Annotated in this window: 14 protein-coding genes; 12 read left to right on the top strand and 2 right to left on the bottom strand. The window is 35.2% G+C overall.

The window, feature by feature from the left end; translation table 11 throughout:
- Positions 1-91: 91 nt before the first annotated feature.
- On the bottom strand, positions 92-388 hold the full coding sequence (locus K2F26_RS09180) for a hypothetical protein (protein WP_220611214.1): 297 nt from the start codon (positions 386-388) through the stop codon (positions 92-94).
- 439 nt (positions 389-827) lie between these two features.
- Here K2F26_RS09180 and K2F26_RS09175 point away from each other — a divergent pair, with 439 nt between their 5' ends.
- From K2F26_RS09175 to gloB, 10 genes are all read left to right on the top strand, one after another.
- Entirely contained in the window at positions 828-1,625 is a 798-nt protein-coding gene (locus K2F26_RS09175; protein WP_220611213.1) for an MlaE family lipid ABC transporter permease subunit, read from the top strand.
- Between the two features lie 274 nt (positions 1,626-1,899).
- Complete coding sequence (locus K2F26_RS09170; RefSeq protein ID WP_220611212.1) at positions 1,900-4,473, top strand: M1 family metallopeptidase; 2,574 nt, start codon at positions 1,900-1,902, stop codon at positions 4,471-4,473.
- 688 nt (positions 4,474-5,161) lie between these two features.
- Positions 5,162-7,156 (top strand): hypothetical protein, encoded by a 1,995-nt coding sequence (locus K2F26_RS09165; protein WP_220611211.1) that lies wholly within the window; start codon positions 5,162-5,164, stop codon positions 7,154-7,156.
- 156 nt (positions 7,157-7,312) lie between these two features.
- Positions 7,313-7,966, top strand: a complete 654-nt coding sequence (locus tag K2F26_RS09160) for an OmpA/MotB family protein (RefSeq protein ID WP_220611210.1) — start codon at positions 7,313-7,315, stop codon at positions 7,964-7,966.
- A gap of 20 nt (positions 7,967-7,986) precedes the next feature.
- Positions 7,987-8,670, top strand: a complete 684-nt coding sequence (locus K2F26_RS09155; protein WP_220611209.1) for a hypothetical protein — start codon at positions 7,987-7,989, stop codon at positions 8,668-8,670.
- Positions 8,606-8,878: a hypothetical protein gene (locus tag K2F26_RS09150; protein WP_220611208.1), complete on the top strand. Its 273-nt coding sequence runs from the start codon at positions 8,606-8,608 to the stop codon at positions 8,876-8,878. The genes K2F26_RS09155 and K2F26_RS09150 overlap by 65 nt, the downstream gene beginning before the upstream one ends.
- Before the next feature lie 97 nt (positions 8,879-8,975).
- Positions 8,976-9,326: a hypothetical protein gene (locus K2F26_RS09145; RefSeq protein ID WP_220611207.1), complete on the top strand. Its 351-nt coding sequence runs from the start codon at positions 8,976-8,978 to the stop codon at positions 9,324-9,326.
- Positions 9,327-9,787: 461 nt separating this feature from the next.
- A complete protein-coding gene (locus tag K2F26_RS09140) occupies positions 9,788-11,497 on the top strand; it encodes an ABC1 kinase family protein (protein ID WP_220611206.1) in 1,710 nt (569 codons plus the stop codon).
- Between the two features lie 38 nt (positions 11,498-11,535).
- Positions 11,536-11,910 carry a hypothetical protein gene (locus K2F26_RS09135; protein WP_137668178.1) on the top strand — a complete coding sequence of 125 codons (375 nt, stop codon included), beginning with the start codon at positions 11,536-11,538 and terminating at the stop codon, positions 11,908-11,910.
- Between the two features lie 925 nt (positions 11,911-12,835).
- A complete protein-coding gene (gene gloB / locus K2F26_RS09130; RefSeq protein WP_220611205.1) occupies positions 12,836-13,609 on the top strand; it encodes a hydroxyacylglutathione hydrolase in 774 nt (257 codons plus the stop codon).
- Between the two features lie 292 nt (positions 13,610-13,901).
- On the opposite strand, the gene menD is transcribed toward gloB, so the two are convergent.
- Positions 13,902-15,626: a 2-succinyl-5-enolpyruvyl-6-hydroxy-3-cyclohexene-1-carboxylic-acid synthase gene (gene menD / locus K2F26_RS09125; RefSeq protein WP_220611204.1), complete on the bottom strand. Its 1,725-nt coding sequence runs from the start codon at positions 15,624-15,626 to the stop codon at positions 13,902-13,904.
- Between the two features lie 160 nt (positions 15,627-15,786).
- Here menD and folB point away from each other — a divergent pair, with 160 nt between their 5' ends.
- Positions 15,787-16,146 (top strand): dihydroneopterin aldolase, encoded by a 360-nt coding sequence (gene folB / locus K2F26_RS09120; protein WP_194060005.1) that lies wholly within the window; start codon positions 15,787-15,789, stop codon positions 16,144-16,146.
- Between the two features lie 17 nt (positions 16,147-16,163).
- Positions 16,164-16,802: a Vat family streptogramin A O-acetyltransferase gene (locus tag K2F26_RS09115; protein WP_220611203.1), complete on the top strand. Its 639-nt coding sequence runs from the start codon at positions 16,164-16,166 to the stop codon at positions 16,800-16,802.
- Positions 16,803-16,848: the final 46 nt, after the last annotated feature.

Raw genomic sequence — 16,848 nt, 5'->3', positions numbered from 1 at the left:
GGGATAGCAGCAGATTTCTTGAGAAGAAAGTTAATTTAGTCGTAAATTGTCATTACATGAAAGAGAGGCGTTATCAATGTTTATGACTTAATTATGAATCAATACGCAGCATTTGATACCGATAATAAGCATAGATATCAAAAAGCCCACCTACAAAACCGAAAGTAAGACTGATAACAAATAAGCCATTGATAGGACTACCAGTACCAAAAGTAGCCAGAAAATGCAAAATCTGAGTGGGGATGTTTTCAGTTAGCCCTTGTAAACCAGGAACAAATCCAAAAATTCCTAAGCAGATTAATATACCACCAACTAGGAACATAGGAGCGATGAAACTGAAAACAGTAGTAAGCAAGAAAGATCGGAGAAAGTTGGTAAAAAGACTCATAATTAGGCAATCTCCAAGAGTAAGGTGAATGATAGCCAAGAAGCAGTACGTTAATTTCTACAATACGTGCGATCGCTCCTGAAAAGTTAATTTGTCAAAAATCTTAAGTTTTCATTAAAAGAAAAGTTAATATAACCCTCAAGTGATGAGGCTATTTTGATGGCTTCCAAAGGGTAAAATACCTGATATATCAAGATTTTTGGCGTTTAATAACGTCGTAACATATTTAATCAAGCAAAATAAGCAGCTTAATTTTCTGAGAGAATCTTTAAACTAAGTTAATGTTTGGTGACTGGGGATTGGGGATTGGGAAAAATAACTAATGACTAATGACTAATGACTAATAACTAATGACTAATGACTAATGACCAATGACCAATGACAAAAAACCAATAACTTTCGCTATTCTTAAAGCATTCACTGAGTTAGATAGAAAACATTGAGCCAGACTATATCCAAATCCGGTTTAGGTGCATGGACCCAGCGATTACTAGCAGCGATTTTTTTAGGTGGACAAGTAATAGTTCACCTGATGAAAGGCAAAATCCATCGCCGTAACACCTTAGAACAACTAGCCGCCGTCGGTCCTGATTCCTTGTTTATCGCCTTATTGACAGCCGTTTTTGTGGGTGCAGTATTTACAATCCAGGTAGCACGGGAGTTTATCAACTTTGGTGCAGGAAACTTAGTTGGAGGAGTATTAGCAGTAGCCTTAACCAGAGAACTGACACCAGTGCTAACAGCAGTGATTTTAGCAGGGCGCGTTGGTTCTGCGTTTGCCGCTGAAATTGGCACAATGCGGGTTACAGAACAAATAGATGCCCTGTTAATGTTAAAAACAGACCCCATTGATTATTTAGTTATTCCCCGCATCCTGGCTTGTTTATTAATGCTGCCTATCTTGACCTTGTTATCCTTAGTTACCGGAATGGGTGGAGGACTAATAGTTGCTATCAATATTTACAACCTCTCAGATACAGTATTTTTAGACTCAGCCCGTAACTTCTTGGATATTTGGGACATCGTTAGCGCCATGATTAAAGCAGGCTGCTTTGGCGTTTTAATCGCTATCATTGGTTGCAGTTGGGGTTTAACCACCACAGGAGGAGCAAAAGGTGTGGGACAATCAACTACAACAGCTGTTGTTACCGCCCTGCTGATTATCTTTATTAGCAACTTTTTTCTATCATGGTTAATGTTTCAAGGAACAGGTGGAGGATTCAATCCTGGACTGTGATTCAATTTTGGATTTTGGATTTTGGATTTTGGATTTTGGATTTTGGATTGTTTTGTGATGCTAGAAACTCTTCGATGATGCAAAAGTGCAGAATCTCAGATGAACTCAAGACATGGAAACTTGGGAGAAAAACTTGGGAGAAAAATGAGAAAATTGATTTCATTCATTACATCCCAGAGAAAATCCTGATCAAATTACTGTTTTGATTAGGGAAAGGCATCTACAGATTGCTATTTTTATACAAGTTTCAGGATTACAAGGTCAGTAATAAGCAATGTCGAATTTTTATTTTGATACAGAGAAAGCAAGACACACATCTTTTGAGTTACCAGGAGCGAAACCACATTACAATCCTGATAAACCAGGACAGGTGGAGCATATTTTTCTGAATCTCAGTTTGGATATTCCTCACCAAAGTTACAATGGTAATTGTAGCATTCGCCTATTGCCAATCCGTAATCATATTGATAGGTTGACCTTGGACGCTGTAAATTTAAATATCCAATCTGTACAGGTTGACGAGGTTGAACAAAAGTTTGACTATGACGGAGAAAAACTGTGTATTCAATTATCTCAACCTACGCAAATTGGTAAGAGGTTGTTGATAGCGATCGCCTATTCTGTGGAAAAACCCCAAAGAGGTCTTTATTTTATCCAACCAGATAAGCACTACCCCCACAAACCAACCCAAGTCTGGACTCAAGGAGAAGACGAAGATTCCCGTTATTGGTTTCCCTGTTTTGACTATCCAGGACAGTTATCAACTTCAGAAATTCGGGTGCGAGTTCCTAAACCACTGATAGCAATTTCTAATGGTGAACTAATTGATACAGTGGAAGAAGGAGATCATAAAATTTACCATTGGTCACAACAACAAATTCATCCTACCTATTTAATGACTTTAGCAGTAGGTGATTTTGCAGAAATAAAGGATGAATGGCAAGGTAAACCTGTTACATATTACGTAGAAAAATCCAGAGAAGCAGACGCTAACCGCAGCATGGGTAAAACTCCCCGCATGATCGCATTTTTGAGTGAAAAGTATGGTTATTTATACCCTTTTCCCAAATATGCTCAAGTTTGCGTGGATGACTTCATTTTTGGGGGGATGGAAAATACCTCTACCACGCTGTTAACTGATCGATGTTTATTAGATGAACGAGCATTATTAGACAACCGCAACACAGAAAGTTTAGTAGTGCATGAATTAGCACATCAGTGGTTTGGTGATTTGTTAGTAATTAAACATTGGTCCCATGCTTGGATTAAGGAAGGAATGGCTTCCTATTCTGAGGTAATGTGGACTGAACATGAGTATGGTGCGGATGATGCTGCTTATTATCGCTTGTCGGAAGCTCGCAGTTATTTAAGTGAAGATAGCAGTCGCTACCGTCGGCCAATGGTAACTCATGTTTACCGTGAAGCGATTGAACTTTACGATCGCCATATTTATGAAAAAGGTTCTTGTGTTTATCACATGATCCGGGCAGAATTGGGAGAGGAATTATTCTGGAAAGCTGTCCAAACCTTTGTTAATGATTATGCTCATCAAACTGTAGAAACCATAGATTTATTAAGATCAATTGAAAAAGCAACAGGTAGAAATTTAGCTTTCTTATTTGATCAATATGTTTATCGTGGTGGCCATCCTGATTTTAAAGTTGCTTATTCTTGGGATGGTGATGCTAACTTAGCTAAGGTGACAGTTACCCAAACCCAAGCTAGTGATGATCAGGATTTATTTGATCTGAAAATTCCCATTGGTTTTGGATATAAACAGCAAAATACTGATTTAAAGATTTTTACTGTCCGCATTAATGAACGGGAACAAAGTTTTTATTTCCCATTAACAGAAAAGCCCGATTTTGTTAGTTTTGATGTGGGTAATAATTATCTAAAAACTGTAGTTTTAGAATATCCCATACCAGAATTAAAAGCGCAGTTAGAATTTGATCCAAATCCTATTTCTCGTATTTATGCAGCAGAAGCATTAGCGAAAAAAGGCGGTTTGGAAGTTGTAAAAGCTTTATCCGCAGCTTTGAAAAATGATCCGTTTTGGGGTGTGCGGGTAGAAGTTGCTAAACAATTAACAGAGATTAAATTAGATCAAGTATTTGATGGTTTAGTTTCTGGGTTACATGATGATAATCCTTTTGTCCGTCGTTCTGTAGTAGAGTCTTTATCTCAAATCAAAACTCATGCGAGTTATAAAAATGTCAAAGAATTGGTACAGCATGGGGACAAAAGCTATTATGTAGAAGCTGCTGCTTGTCAGAGTTTGGGAAGAATTGCTGCTGCTAATTTAGATGATAAACCCCACGAAGAAAAAGTGATCAAACTACTCAAATCTGTTTTAGAAGAAAGAGCAGGTTGGAATGAGGTAGTTAGAAGTGGTGCTGTTTCTGGGTTAGCAGAATTTAAAACTTCGGAAAATGCTTTAAATGTCTTGTTGGAATACACTAAATTAGGTGTTTCTCAAGCATTACGTTTATCTGCGATTCGCGCTTTAGGTAAAATTTCTGTAGGTCAAACTCCTGCTAATATAGAAAGAATTTTAGACAGATTAGCAGAAATAGCGAAAGAGACATTCTTTTTAACTCAAGTAGCGGTGGTGACAGCTTTAGGACAAATGGAAACTCCCAAAGCGATTGGGATTTTACAAAGTTTAGCCGATCAAACTCCTGATGGTAGGGTGCGACGTTACGCTGAGGAAGAAATTCCCAGAGTACAAAGAAATATTGGGACTGAAAAAAGTTTGAAACAAATGCGGGAAGAATTAGATCAACTCAAAAAACAAAATCAAGAGTTAAAAAGTCGGTTAGAAAATTTGGAGGCTAAGTCAAAGTAGGTGACAGGTGACAGGTGACAGGTGACAGGTGACAGGTGACAGGTGACAGATGACAGTGCTAAAAGCCTTTTAGTATTTAGGTTTTAGTTTTGGTTTTGGGCGATCGCTTATTTGATGATAAATGGCGATCGCTTTTCTTGCACTAATTATAATTAATTGATTATTGTCACAGGGTACTGCGAAAAAATAGAATCAGCAGAAATGAGAGGAATATTTTCAGCGTTAACGAACCAAATAATTATTTGGGTATCCAATAATAAATTAATTCCATATGAATTAAAGGAAGTGGGATAAGGCGAAATCAAAAGTGGCGAAAAAGCTAGAATTATCCCTACTTTCCTCCTGTTTTGCCTAAGTCCTGTATTCCTAAAACTTCCTCAATCTAAGTAAGTATTAAACCAAGATAAAAATGTATTTTTTTTTGCATAAAATTAGTATAATTACTGTTTGTACTTATACTGAAATTGATGCAATATATATAATCAAGGCTAAATAAAAAACCAAAGAAAGATAAATCACTATTGAATGCTAAGACATATTCTGAGTCATATTTGCCAAGTTAGACACTGAACTTTTAATTTATCTAGATTTAGATAATTTTATACTGCGGTAAAAGTTTTGATAAATCAACCTTTACCGAAAATAGGTTACAGCAGCTTTTTGATCACAAAAAATAGAGGTTTGATACATGATAGAAGTACCAGCAAGTTTATTTTATGTGGCGATCGCCATAGTTTTTATACTAGGATTCATTTGGGAAATAATTACAGTAATAAAATATTGTCAAGAATCTAATTTTATTAAGAAGATAATCAAAGAATTAGAAAGAGATACTTATGTTGAAAGAAAATGGATTAACGAGCATTTAGAAACAGAAAATAATTATCATAGAAATCCGCTAAAAACCAATGATAAATACATCCTCAAACAATATCCAGATATATTTCATCAATCAACACGCAGTAATTTAAGATTTATTAGTACAATTTGTACATCCATTGGAGTCTTAGGAACATTTTATGGTATTCAATCAGGAATAGCAGATATTCCATTAGATAGCTTAAACCAAACAGATGCTTTAATGAAAGGAGTAGGAACATTATTAGCAGGAATGCAAACAGCATTTTCTACTTCATTAGTGGGGTTAGGACTAGGAAGTGTATTTACTATTATTATATTTTTCACAGACTTCATTAGACAATCACGACATGACAACCTAAGACAAAAATTACATAAAATTACCGTTCCTAAAAAAGATAATCGAGAAGATGCAATCAACAGTTTAAAAGAAATCGCTGCAAATTTTAGAAACTTTGATTTTAACGCCAGTTTCAGAGCAATCCAAGCATTACAACAAGTAGCTGAAAAACTGGATGCAGAAACTATTGGTATAGAAGTAGGAAAAGCTGTTAGTATTCAATTAGATCAAACCATAGAAACCAGATTAACGCCCGCATTTAATCATATTGCCGATTCCCAAAAAACCCTAACCCAAATTACCACAACTCAAAAAAATGTACTCGAAAACTTAATTAGTGAAATGAAAAATCAACTAATTATTCCAGTGGTAGAAAGACTAGAACAAAGTGCAACATTAACTCAAAAAGCATCAGCAGCAGTCACGAAATTAAATAATGAATTAGGGGGCATATCAGAAAAATTAGCTAGTTCAATTGTCACAATTCAAGAGTTTCAACAACAAACATTAGGAGAATTAAATAGTTTTGCCAATAGCTTAAAATCTACCTTACATGATTTCCAAACAGACACAACCAACGTCTTACAAGAAACAGGAATTGCTATTACTAGAGCAGTAGAAACAAGTATCACAGGAATGGAATCTCAACGGGAAGCATTTCAACAAAGTGCAACACAAGCAGCGGAGACATTTAGCGGAATTACATCAGAATTAGAACAATCTTTAACAATTCAATCTGAACAACAAAATCAAATGTTAAGAATGGTTTATTCTGAATTTTCCAAAATTATAACTGAAACCAATGAAAGTTTTAAAACTCAAACTATAACATTAGAAACCGTAGGTAGAGAAGCATCACAATTAATGAATAGTGCAAAGGAGAATTTAGAACAAACATTATCAAATATTGATGAAACCTTGCAAAATACCCGTGTTACAGTACAAGAGGAATTACAAACCTTTAGAATTGAATATCAAAATAGTTTAAATCAATTCTTTAATGATCAAAATCAACTCTTAGAAAGTACATTAGGAACACAAAGAAACGCTTTACAGGAAGTAGTGAATGATTTACGGAATGCTTTCCAAGAAGAAACCCAACGCAGAACATCATTAATGAATGATTTAACTCATACAATAAATGAAGTTACCAGAGGTATGAATGATATTACCACCGCAACTAATAATATGCACAACAGAGTACAAGTCATACAAGAACTAACAGAAGCAATGGGTTTCAACTCAGGAGAAAGAATAGCTCAACTGCAAGAATTATCTCGTAATATTGGTACAGTAACTAAAGATTTTAATGATCTTCTAAATAATTGGCAAAATCATCTTAATCAATACATTGATAAATCAACACAATGGCAAACTAAATTTTTTGATGAAGCTGATGATTCTATGAAAAAATTATGTGCCAATATCTTAGAAAATGCAAATAACGCATTAGTGATAATCGAAAAAGAACGTCGCTTAAATTAATGTAGGTTGGGTTAAACGAAGTGAAACCCAACAAGTAAACCAAATATTGAGTTTCCTTATAAACGAAATGTTGAGTTTCCTGATAAATAAAATGTTGGGTTTCCTTACGTCAACCCAACCTACAGTAAAAATAACAATCAACAGGTAAATTATCTCATGTTTAATAATTTAAACTTTCTCAAAAATCAAGATGATCAAGAAGAAGATCCCGCAATTTATCTTTCTATTGGTGATTTAATGTCAGGTTTATTAATGTTTTTTGCACTGCTTTTTATCTCCGCATTAATTCAGCTTAATCAAGCACAAAAAGACATTACCAGAATCTTAATAGGTGAGTTAGAAGGACAATTAAAAGCTAATAATATTGAAGCAAAAGTTGATCCAAATACCGGAGATATCAGCTTGAGAGATAGCATCTTATTTGAAACCAACAGTGCAAAATTAAATCCTCAAGGTGAAAAAACCCTACAAAAATTAATCCCCATTTATAGCAAAGTAATTTTTGAAACTCCCAGAGTTAAAGATCAAATTGAAAGAGTAGTTATTGAAGGCCATACCAGCAGTGAAGGTAAAGCTGATTTTAACATGGAATTAAGTTTAAACAGAGCTTGGCAGGTTGCCAAATATACATTATATCAAATGCCATTTCCTAACAAAACTCATAAATCACAATTAGAGAAAAAAATCATGGTAGTAGGGAGAGGTGAAAATGATGCAAAACCAGGAGATTTACCAACAGATAGAAAAGTAGTATTTCGGATTCAGTTTAAAGGACAAGATTTGAGTAGTTTAAATAAAATAGATAAGTAAAAATAGATAAGTAGAAAATTATGTTTAACCAAAACTTCAACCTCCAAGAATTTAGTGTACCAGATCATCAACCCCATAGATTAATTGAACTCGCTGCAAAACAAAAATCAAGTAATATTAATCTCTCAATATCAGCATTGAAGGAAAAAATTGATCAGAATATAATTCAAGATATTAGTTTAATAGAATGGATATGGTGTATTGATAATGAGCGAATTTGGGAAGAAATACCAGAAGGAGAAAGAAAGCAATTATCTTTAAAAATTTGGCATATATCCCAATCAAATCAATGGTTATATTTTACCTTAATTCGTCGTTTAGCTTGGTTTTATCATGGTCAAAAAAATGTAATTACATCACACTTAGTTAATGGTTTTCTTTTGTGGAGTAATTCAATTTACGTCAAGGATAATCTAGTTATTAAAATTTTGGTTGCTTTGGGAGCAAATGAGCCGAAAAAAGCAATGGTAAAAATTATTTGTGAGCAGAATTTAACTCATAATGAAATATTACCAAAAATCAATCATATTCTCCCGAATCTTACCATATTTAAAGATTATGTTTTGGAAATAGCACCTTATTTTACAAAGCAGCTACATCCAGTTACTTTAGATAAAGTCAATTGGTTATTACGTTGTTTTGAACAAATGGAGGAAACCGAGCGAACTACATCTGTATGCTTTAGCTTGGCAATGGTCTTGTGAACAATTATTAAGAACAGATTATCAAATTTTACCAAATACAGGTACTAAATATTTTACTGGATTAAAACCACAACATGGTAAATATGATGTTACATTGGGTTTACCACAACCAGATTATAATAAATTAATGGAACGTCAAAATCAAGTACAACAATGGAAACGGATAATCAATAAACTAGAATTAGAAGCAAAACAATCACCATATTAACCAGGATTTACAAAAACAAAAAATTCCTAAAATCCTATTTCTCTGTGAACTCTGCGTCTCTGCGGTTCGATGAAAAAACCTAACTCAATAAATCACCATGAAAGATATATTTCAACAACCATCAATAGAAACATTAGTAAAAGAAATTGTCGCATTAAATCATGCTTGGAAAGCAGCAGGAGAAATATTTGGAGAAGAAAGCGAACTAGCTAAAAGTGCAAGAGATTTAAAAGGATGTTTACAAACAAGATTATTACGTACCTATCCAAATCAAGTTTATTTGAAAATAGATCAAAAAAGTTCACAAGAAGCAGGAGAAGAAGTATATAGTTTGCGTTTAGTAAATCCAATTAATAACCGTGATAATGCAGAACATTTACCTGTTAGAGTTGTCAAAAAATTACTTTCCGAGGAAGAAATTAATCAATTGGAAAAATTTAATAATTAGGGAATCGGATAATATTTATATATTAATCTATTTCTGATAGTTTCAACTGCAATATTTTAATAAATATCAAAATTCTCTAAACAGCAATATATCTCATCTTTATATACCTAAAAACCCTGTCTGAGATTTTCACCACCATCCTACAAAACCTGAAGATTGACAAATAACCATCAACTAACCTGTATAGGATCGGATTTTCAAGATATTTAATGTCATTTTTAATACTAAGGTAAACTGCGTTAAACATTAAGAAATAATAAAATACTCTCGCCATGAGACAAAAGTTTGTACTTTTATAAAGTATAATTAAGAAAAAGATAAACTAATCTCAACAGTCAAGATAGATTGAGTTTATCTATAATTTCCATCAAAAACTACCAACAAACCTGACAACTATCTTGTTAGATAGGTAGTAAACATACAAAATTCCCAAATTCCCAGTTGTAGAGGCAAAAAAAGACGTGGGTGAGTATCAACCTGCTGAACTAAAGCAGTATAATCCAGAAGCGATCGCTCGTTACTATCGTTACCGTCCCTGGTTAGCTTGGGGCAGACTACTGAGAATCATACTCTCCTTTGCAGGCTTTCTATTCAGCCTCAAGTGGGATGAATGGCAAAACCAAGTTGAGCAGAATAAGGGTAAACGAGCTACCCAATTACGACAACTGCTCACAAACCTCGGTCCGACATTTATTAAAGTGGGTCAAGCCCTTTCGACTCGGCCAGACTTGATCCGTAAAGACTTTTTAGAAGAACTGGTAAAACTACAAGACCAGTTACCACCCTTTGACCATGACCTAGCGCAACACATTATTGAAACTGAACTTAACCGTTCCATTGACGAGATATTTAGCGAATTTTCCCCGAAACCAGTGGCTGCGGCTAGTTTAGGTCAAGTATATCGGGGTCGTCTCATCACTGGTGAGGAAGTAGCAGTCAAGGTACAACGTCCGCACCTGCGTCCAGTAATTACAAAAGACTTATATCTAATGCGTTGGGCAGCTACTTGGCTGAGTCCTTGGTTGCCCCTCAATCTTGGCCATGACCTCACATTAATCGTAGACGAGTTTGGCACGAAGTTATTTGAAGAAATAGACTACATGAACGAAGGTCGGAACGCGGAAAAATTTGCCACCAACTTCCGCGATGACCTCCAAGTAAAAGTACCAACTATTTACTGGCGTTATAGTAGTACCCATGTTTTAACCCTGGAATGGATCAACGGCTTTAAACTCACAGATATCCAAAGCATCAAACAAGCAGGGTTAGATCCAGAAACCATCATTCAAATCGGTGTTACTTCTGGTTTGCAACAATTATTAGAACATGGTTTTTTCCATGCTGACCCCCATCCTGGTAATTTATTTGCTGTTCCCGATGGTCGCATGGCTTACATTGACTTTGGCATGATGGATCAGTTGGAAGAAACCACAAAGGAAACCTTAGTAGATGCCTTAGTACATCTGGTCAACAAAGATTACACCGACTTAGCCGAAGACTTTGTAAAACTGGGCTTTCTTGCTCCAGAAACAAATATTGCTCCCATTGTTCCAGCATTAGAAGCAGTTCTGGGAAATGCCATTGGTAAAAATGTAGGCGATTTTAACTTTAAAACCATTACCGATGAATTTTCGGAATTGATGTATGAATATCCTTTCCGAGTTCCCGCTAAGTTTGCTTTAATTATTCGTTCTTTGGTGACACAGGAAGGTATTGCTTTAAGCCTCAACCCTAACTTTAAAATTGTCGAAGTAGGTTATCCCTACATAGCGCGACGGTTATTAACTGGTGAATCTCCCGCATTAAGACGACGGTTATTGAATGTACTATTTAAAGATGGTAAATTCCAATGGCAGCGTTTAGAAAATTTGATTTCCATTGCGCGGACTGATCAGCAATTTGATGTTGTGCCAACAGCCAGAATGGGTTTACAGTATTTACTATCGGAAGAAGGTAAATTTTTACGTCGTCAGTTAGTTTTAGCATTAACTGAAGATGATCGTTTACACACTGATGAAGTACAAAGATTGTGGGATTTAGTCAAAGATGACTTACCACCAAATCGGTTATTAAATGTAGCTGTCGGCATTTTAACCGAGTTATCGAGAGAAAGTGTAGCAGCTATTTTGCCAAAAGCAACATCTCTGATTTCGTTTACTGAAAAACAGTAAAAACGTTTAAATTATTTGCATAAAAATCAGGAGTCTTCATGTATTATTATCCTCTTCAACCTCCTTATATCTTGCTTTTGGTTGGTTTCCTCATGGCTTTAACTTCTGGTTTTGCCTTATCGGGAACATTAAAAGTAATTGTCCAAAAATGGCCAAATAACAATCAAGAACCTATTAAATCTAGTGCTTCTTTAAAGCAATTGTTAGTACCATTTATTGGTATTACGGGAGGCGTTTGTTTATTTATGTCTTCTGGTTTAGAAATATTTGGTTTTCCCTCTCCCCTAGCTTTAGGTATTGGTTTACCTTTAAGTTTGGGAACTTGTGTGTTTGTTTGGTTTCAGTTAGGTAGTTTGCTGGAATTTGTCAGCAGTCGAGGAATGCAATCTTTAGATTTGGATTCTTGGTCTTAATAACAATAATTCAGGAGTCAGGAGTTATTTATTTTGGATTTTGGATTTTGGATTGTTTTGTAAAATCTAATCTAAAATCTAAAATTTTCTTCCCCATCTCCCTATTTCCTTTACTAACGAAAAACTTTTTGCTGCCACCTTTATTTACAGCGATTTTCAGGTAAATGAACCACATTTTTTAATCTCACGCAAAGACGCAAAGGCGCAAAGGAAGAAAGGAAGATAACAAGAAGGATGTGGTACAAATATATGAAAACTGCTGTAAACTGGTTATTAGTATCAAGATTGGGGTTGCAATTGACGTAATTGATTTTTTACATGATCAAGTCCAATTACTTGTGCATTTGCCTGATCTTGAAAATCTGCTTTTTCACGAATTTTAATTAGGTTTTTAATCCGTTCATAAGCTGTCGTGAATTTAATTTATATAAGGTTAACAGGCAAGACTTGTACTGAGCGCAGTCGAAGTATGCCTGTTCCACAAGACCTAAGAATATTAAGATTATACAGTTTAACTGCATAACAGCTTATTCTGCTATATAAAACCTAGACAAAGCTAGACTTTACTTTCTACTTCAACGGGAGCATGGGAGCGGTTATCCCTCTGTAGACCTTCACGCTGTAGCCCAACGCGATTGTGTTCCAATTAAGTTTCTGAAAAAGACTACCACCATCATTGCTTGGTTTTCGCGTCGGCAATAGTCTCAATTCAATACTTGATATCACCGTATTATATATCAAGTAGTTGATTTTTTCCGGAAAATATATTGATTTTTGTCAATATAAGTATAGTTTTGTCTATGAAATTGTCAACTTAGGACAAGCTCTTGTCTCATTAGTAATTGACTTGACTAACCTGATTCAATTCAAAACTTCTAAAATGATCAATATCAAGCATCCATGTGTGTGGGAGGTAAAGAAAGCAATGCAGGTAATCCGACTATCAGCACTTTCTGACAACTATATATTTATGCTATACGATTTACAGCACAATATTGCGGCTGTTGTTGATCCAGCGGAGTCTAAACCAGTTTTACAGGAACTTGCACAACTCAAATGCAATTTAGTAGCAATTTTTAACACACACCATCATCATGATCATGTGGGTGCTAATCTGGAGTTAATCGAAAAATTCCCCCAATTGACAGTATATGCTGGAATTGAGGATCGGGGAAGGATTCCTGGACAACAGGTATTTTTACAAGAAGGCGATCGCGTACAATTTGCCGATCGCACAGCAGAAGTATTTTTTGTACCCGGCCATACCCGCGCTCATATCGCTTACTATTTTCCACCAGTAACACCAGATGAGACAGGGGAATTATTCTGTGGTGATACTTTATTTGCAGGTGGTTGTGGTCGTTTGTTTGAAGGTACACCAGCACAAATGGTAAACTCATTAAGCAAACTGCGGTCTTTACCTGATAATACCCGTGTTTGGTGCGCCCATGAATACACTTTGAGTAATTTGCGCTTTGCATTAACTGTGGATAGTGAAAACACAGAGTTGCAAAAGCGATTTGCAGAAGTAACACATATGCGTCAGCGTCAAGAAGCTACAGTACCTTCTCTGCTGGGGATTGAAAAGCAGACAAATCCGTTTTTACGTTGGGATCAATCTTCATTACAATTAGCTGTAAACAGTAAAGATCCTGTACAAACTTTTGCTAAAATTCGCGGAATGAAAGATAAATTTTAAGTAAGTATTCAGCAGTCAGCTATCAGCAGTCAGCTTTGAAGACTGAAATAGGGGGGAGCATCCCAATTTTCAAAAGTAACCGCAGCAACACTAAAAAATCTCTTAAAATCTCTTTCCTTTGTGTCCTTTGCGTCCTTTGCGGTTCAATCATATAAGGCATTGGAGCGTTTACTTCGTAAGATAAACATAAATTTACACATTTGGGATGCTCCGAACTAGGGTTTGCTGAATAAACCCAAAACCCAGAAAAATCAAAGGTTTGAAGTTGATAAACAGCAAAGAAAGTGAATGCTTAAAAAGCATTACTAAACCTTCTTAAATATTCCTTTCTCCATTGAGCATCTCTTTTTCTATTCGTCCTAATTTCCAAAACCCGTATTCTCTGACTTGGTAACAGTTTTAACCTTTCTTTTAACTGTTTCCAAGAATTTATTAACTCATATTCTACATTGTATGTAGCACATAACTGAGCAAAATTAATATCCTGGGGAGTGGCAAAAAATTCTTCAAAAGGTGGATCAAAATTAGCAATAGGTAACATTTCAAAAATTCCTCCACCATTATTATTTATTAATACAATCGTTAAGTGTCCAATGAACTTATTTTTTATTAAAAAACCATTGGTATCATGTAATAGTGCTAAATCTCCTGTCAACATCACACTACTTTGTTGATGATGTGCTATTCCTAAAGCAGTGGAAAGAGTACCATCAATACCATTTGCACCACGATTAAAATATGATTTGATCCCTAAATTATTCGGTTTGGAGAAAAATTCTACATCCCGCACCGGCATACTATTAGCAATAAAAAATGGTGTTTGTGGAGGCAGAATTTGTGAAATTAACCAAGCAGCTTTACTTTCAATTAAATCCTCCATATTTTCAAAAGTCTCATCAATAGTTTTTCTGATTTGCACTTCAATTTCACACCACTTTTGTAAATAAAACCCCCATTTTTCATTCTCCATTCCCCATTCCCCAACCTCTATATTTTCTACAGATATCCTTAAATGTGTTGTTTTTCCATGTAAAGGATCTAAATTTTCAGCACTATTATCAATTAACCAACATTGAGGATTAACATTAATTAACCAATTACGTAATTCTTTACTGGTCGGTATTTCCCCGATTTGAATTACCATTTCTGGTGTTAATTGTTGGGCAATTTTTTGATTACGTAAAATGATGTCGTAGGTAGAAACTAAATAGGGGATCAAGTCTGCATAATTTCTAACAGGAGAAAGTCCTTCAGCTAAAACAGGCCATTGCAGAGTTTGGGAAAGACGAGCGATCGCTTTACAATACTCTTCAGGTTCTTTGGGTTGTGCTACCCCAGCAATGATAATACCCCGTTGACATTGTTGCCATTCTTTAGGTAATTGGTAATGGGTAATTGGTAATTGAGTTGGAACTATCCCAGCAAAGAACTCTTCACAATCTAATGTAAAATTAGTACCATCAGAAATTGGTGCAAGAGGATCACGAAAAGGTATATTTAAATGTACAATTCCCCCGCTAGGAAATTGGCAACGTTCCCAAGCATGAATTACCGTTTGTCGCAAATAACGTAACATTCCTATATCTGCAACAGGTGTAGCTAACTCCGTTTGCCAGTTAGGATAATTACCGTATAATTTTACTTGGTCTATAGTTTGTCCAGAATGACAATCTCGTAATTCAGCAGGTCTATCTGTAGTTAATATTAATAAAGGTACACGACTTTCTTTGGCTTCAATTACCGCAGGGTAAAAATTCGCTCCTGCTGTCCCTGAAGTACAAACCAAAACCACAGGTTTTCCTGTTGCTTTTGCTCTTCCTAACGCAAAAAAAGCCGCAGAACGTTCATCTAAAATGGGAATAGCTTCAATATCAGGTGCTTGTTTGCTAAAAGCGACCGTTAAGGGAGTAGAACGAGAACCAGGACATAAAACAGCACAACTTAAACCCAAGCGTTTGAGGGTTTCTGTTAAAACATAAGACCAAAGTTGATTAAGATTATTAAAATTTAGCTGCATTTAATTAATATGGGAGATAAGACAATTTTTTAATTTTAAGTTGTTTATCGGGCTTTTTAATTTAATTTTTAATTTAATTTTTAATTTAATTTTTAATTTAATTTTCGTGTAAGATTTAAAATGGGGACGATGTAAAACTACTACTATAATGTTTCTTACTATGGACTGTATTCATTTAACAGGAATTAGCTGCTATGGCTATATTGGGTATTTACCAGAAGAGAAGGTTTTAGGACAATGGTTTGAGGTAGATTTGAAATTATGGCTGGATCTTTCTCAAGCTGCTGAGAGTGACGCTATTGAAGATACTGTAGACTATCGCAATGTTATTAATTTAGTGCAGAATTTAGTGAAAACATCTAAATTTGATTTGTTGGAAAGATTAGCAGGTGCGATCGCAGATGCTATTCTTCAGCAGAATGATATGGTTTCTCAAATACAAGTTATGGTTATCAAACCTGCTGCACCCATCCCCGACTTCAAAGGCAAAATTAGCATTGAAATTACCAGATATAAGTAGGAGTGTGTGTCAATTTCATGGAACAATACGGACCCAATCCTAAAAATCCCTATCCCATAGCAGAACATCATCGGGTCTGCTTTATTAAAAACTGCATCAAATCACTCAATATTATTATTGGTGACTACACTTATTATGATGATCCAGAAAATCCAGAAAACTTTGAAAAAAACGTTCTTTATAACTATGGTGGTGATTCATTAATTATAGGTAAATTTTGTGCGATCGCTACCCATGTAAAATTCATAATGAACGGTGCAAATCACAAACTTGATGGAATTTCTATTTCTACATACCCATTTCCCATTTTTGGTCATGGTTGGGAAGCAGCAATGAATGATTTAATGAATTTACCCAGTAAAGGGGATATCGTCATCGGTAATGATGTTTGGATAGGTTATGATTCTTTAATTATGCCAGGAGTGAAAATAGGTGATGGTGCGATAATTGCAGCACGTTCTGTAGTAGTTAAAGATATTCCACCCTACACCATAGCAGGTGGTAATCCCGCAGTTCCTATTAAGCAGCGTTTTAGTAATGAAGAGATAGAAATATTGCTTTCTATTCGTTGGTGGGATTGGGAAATTGAGAAAATCACCCGTAACATTGATGTAATTATGAATGGTGATGTTGAAAGGTTGAAAAGTTTAGTGTAAACCTATGAGGATGTTTTAAAAGTTTTGGATGCTGTTTATTCACAAA

The sequence above is a fragment of the Sphaerospermopsis torques-reginae ITEP-024 genome (assembly GCF_019598945.1).
Taxonomy (GTDB): Bacteria; Cyanobacteriota; Cyanobacteriia; order Cyanobacteriales; family Nostocaceae; genus Sphaerospermopsis.
The sequence above is the reverse complement of the archived record's forward strand: the minus strand, read 5'-3'. Positions and strand labels throughout refer to the sequence as shown.

What these genes read in the sequence shown, in the direction of transcription:
- K2F26_RS09180 (WP_220611214.1), bottom strand. Translation starts at nt 388, where the DNA reads ATGAGTCTTTTTACCAACTTTCTCCGATCTTTCTTGCTTACTACTGTT.
- K2F26_RS09170 (WP_220611212.1), top strand. Translation starts at nt 1,900, where the DNA reads ATGTCGAATTTTTATTTTGATACAGAGAAAGCAAGACACACATCTTTT.
- K2F26_RS09165 (WP_220611211.1), top strand. Translation starts at nt 5,162, where the DNA reads ATGATAGAAGTACCAGCAAGTTTATTTTATGTGGCGATCGCCATAGTT.
- K2F26_RS09160 (WP_220611210.1), top strand. Translation starts at nt 7,313, where the DNA reads ATGTTTAATAATTTAAACTTTCTCAAAAATCAAGATGATCAAGAAGAA.
- K2F26_RS09155 (WP_220611209.1), top strand. Translation starts at nt 7,987, where the DNA reads ATGTTTAACCAAAACTTCAACCTCCAAGAATTTAGTGTACCAGATCAT.
- K2F26_RS09145 (WP_220611207.1), top strand. Translation starts at nt 8,976, where the DNA reads ATGAAAGATATATTTCAACAACCATCAATAGAAACATTAGTAAAAGAA.
- K2F26_RS09135 (WP_137668178.1), top strand. Translation starts at nt 11,536, where the DNA reads ATGTATTATTATCCTCTTCAACCTCCTTATATCTTGCTTTTGGTTGGT.
- gloB (WP_220611205.1), top strand. Translation starts at nt 12,836, where the DNA reads ATGCAGGTAATCCGACTATCAGCACTTTCTGACAACTATATATTTATG.
- menD (WP_220611204.1), bottom strand. Translation starts at nt 15,626, where the DNA reads ATGCAGCTAAATTTTAATAATCTTAATCAACTTTGGTCTTATGTTTTA.
- folB (WP_194060005.1), top strand. Translation starts at nt 15,787, where the DNA reads ATGGACTGTATTCATTTAACAGGAATTAGCTGCTATGGCTATATTGGG.
- K2F26_RS09115 (WP_220611203.1), top strand. Translation starts at nt 16,164, where the DNA reads ATGGAACAATACGGACCCAATCCTAAAAATCCCTATCCCATAGCAGAA.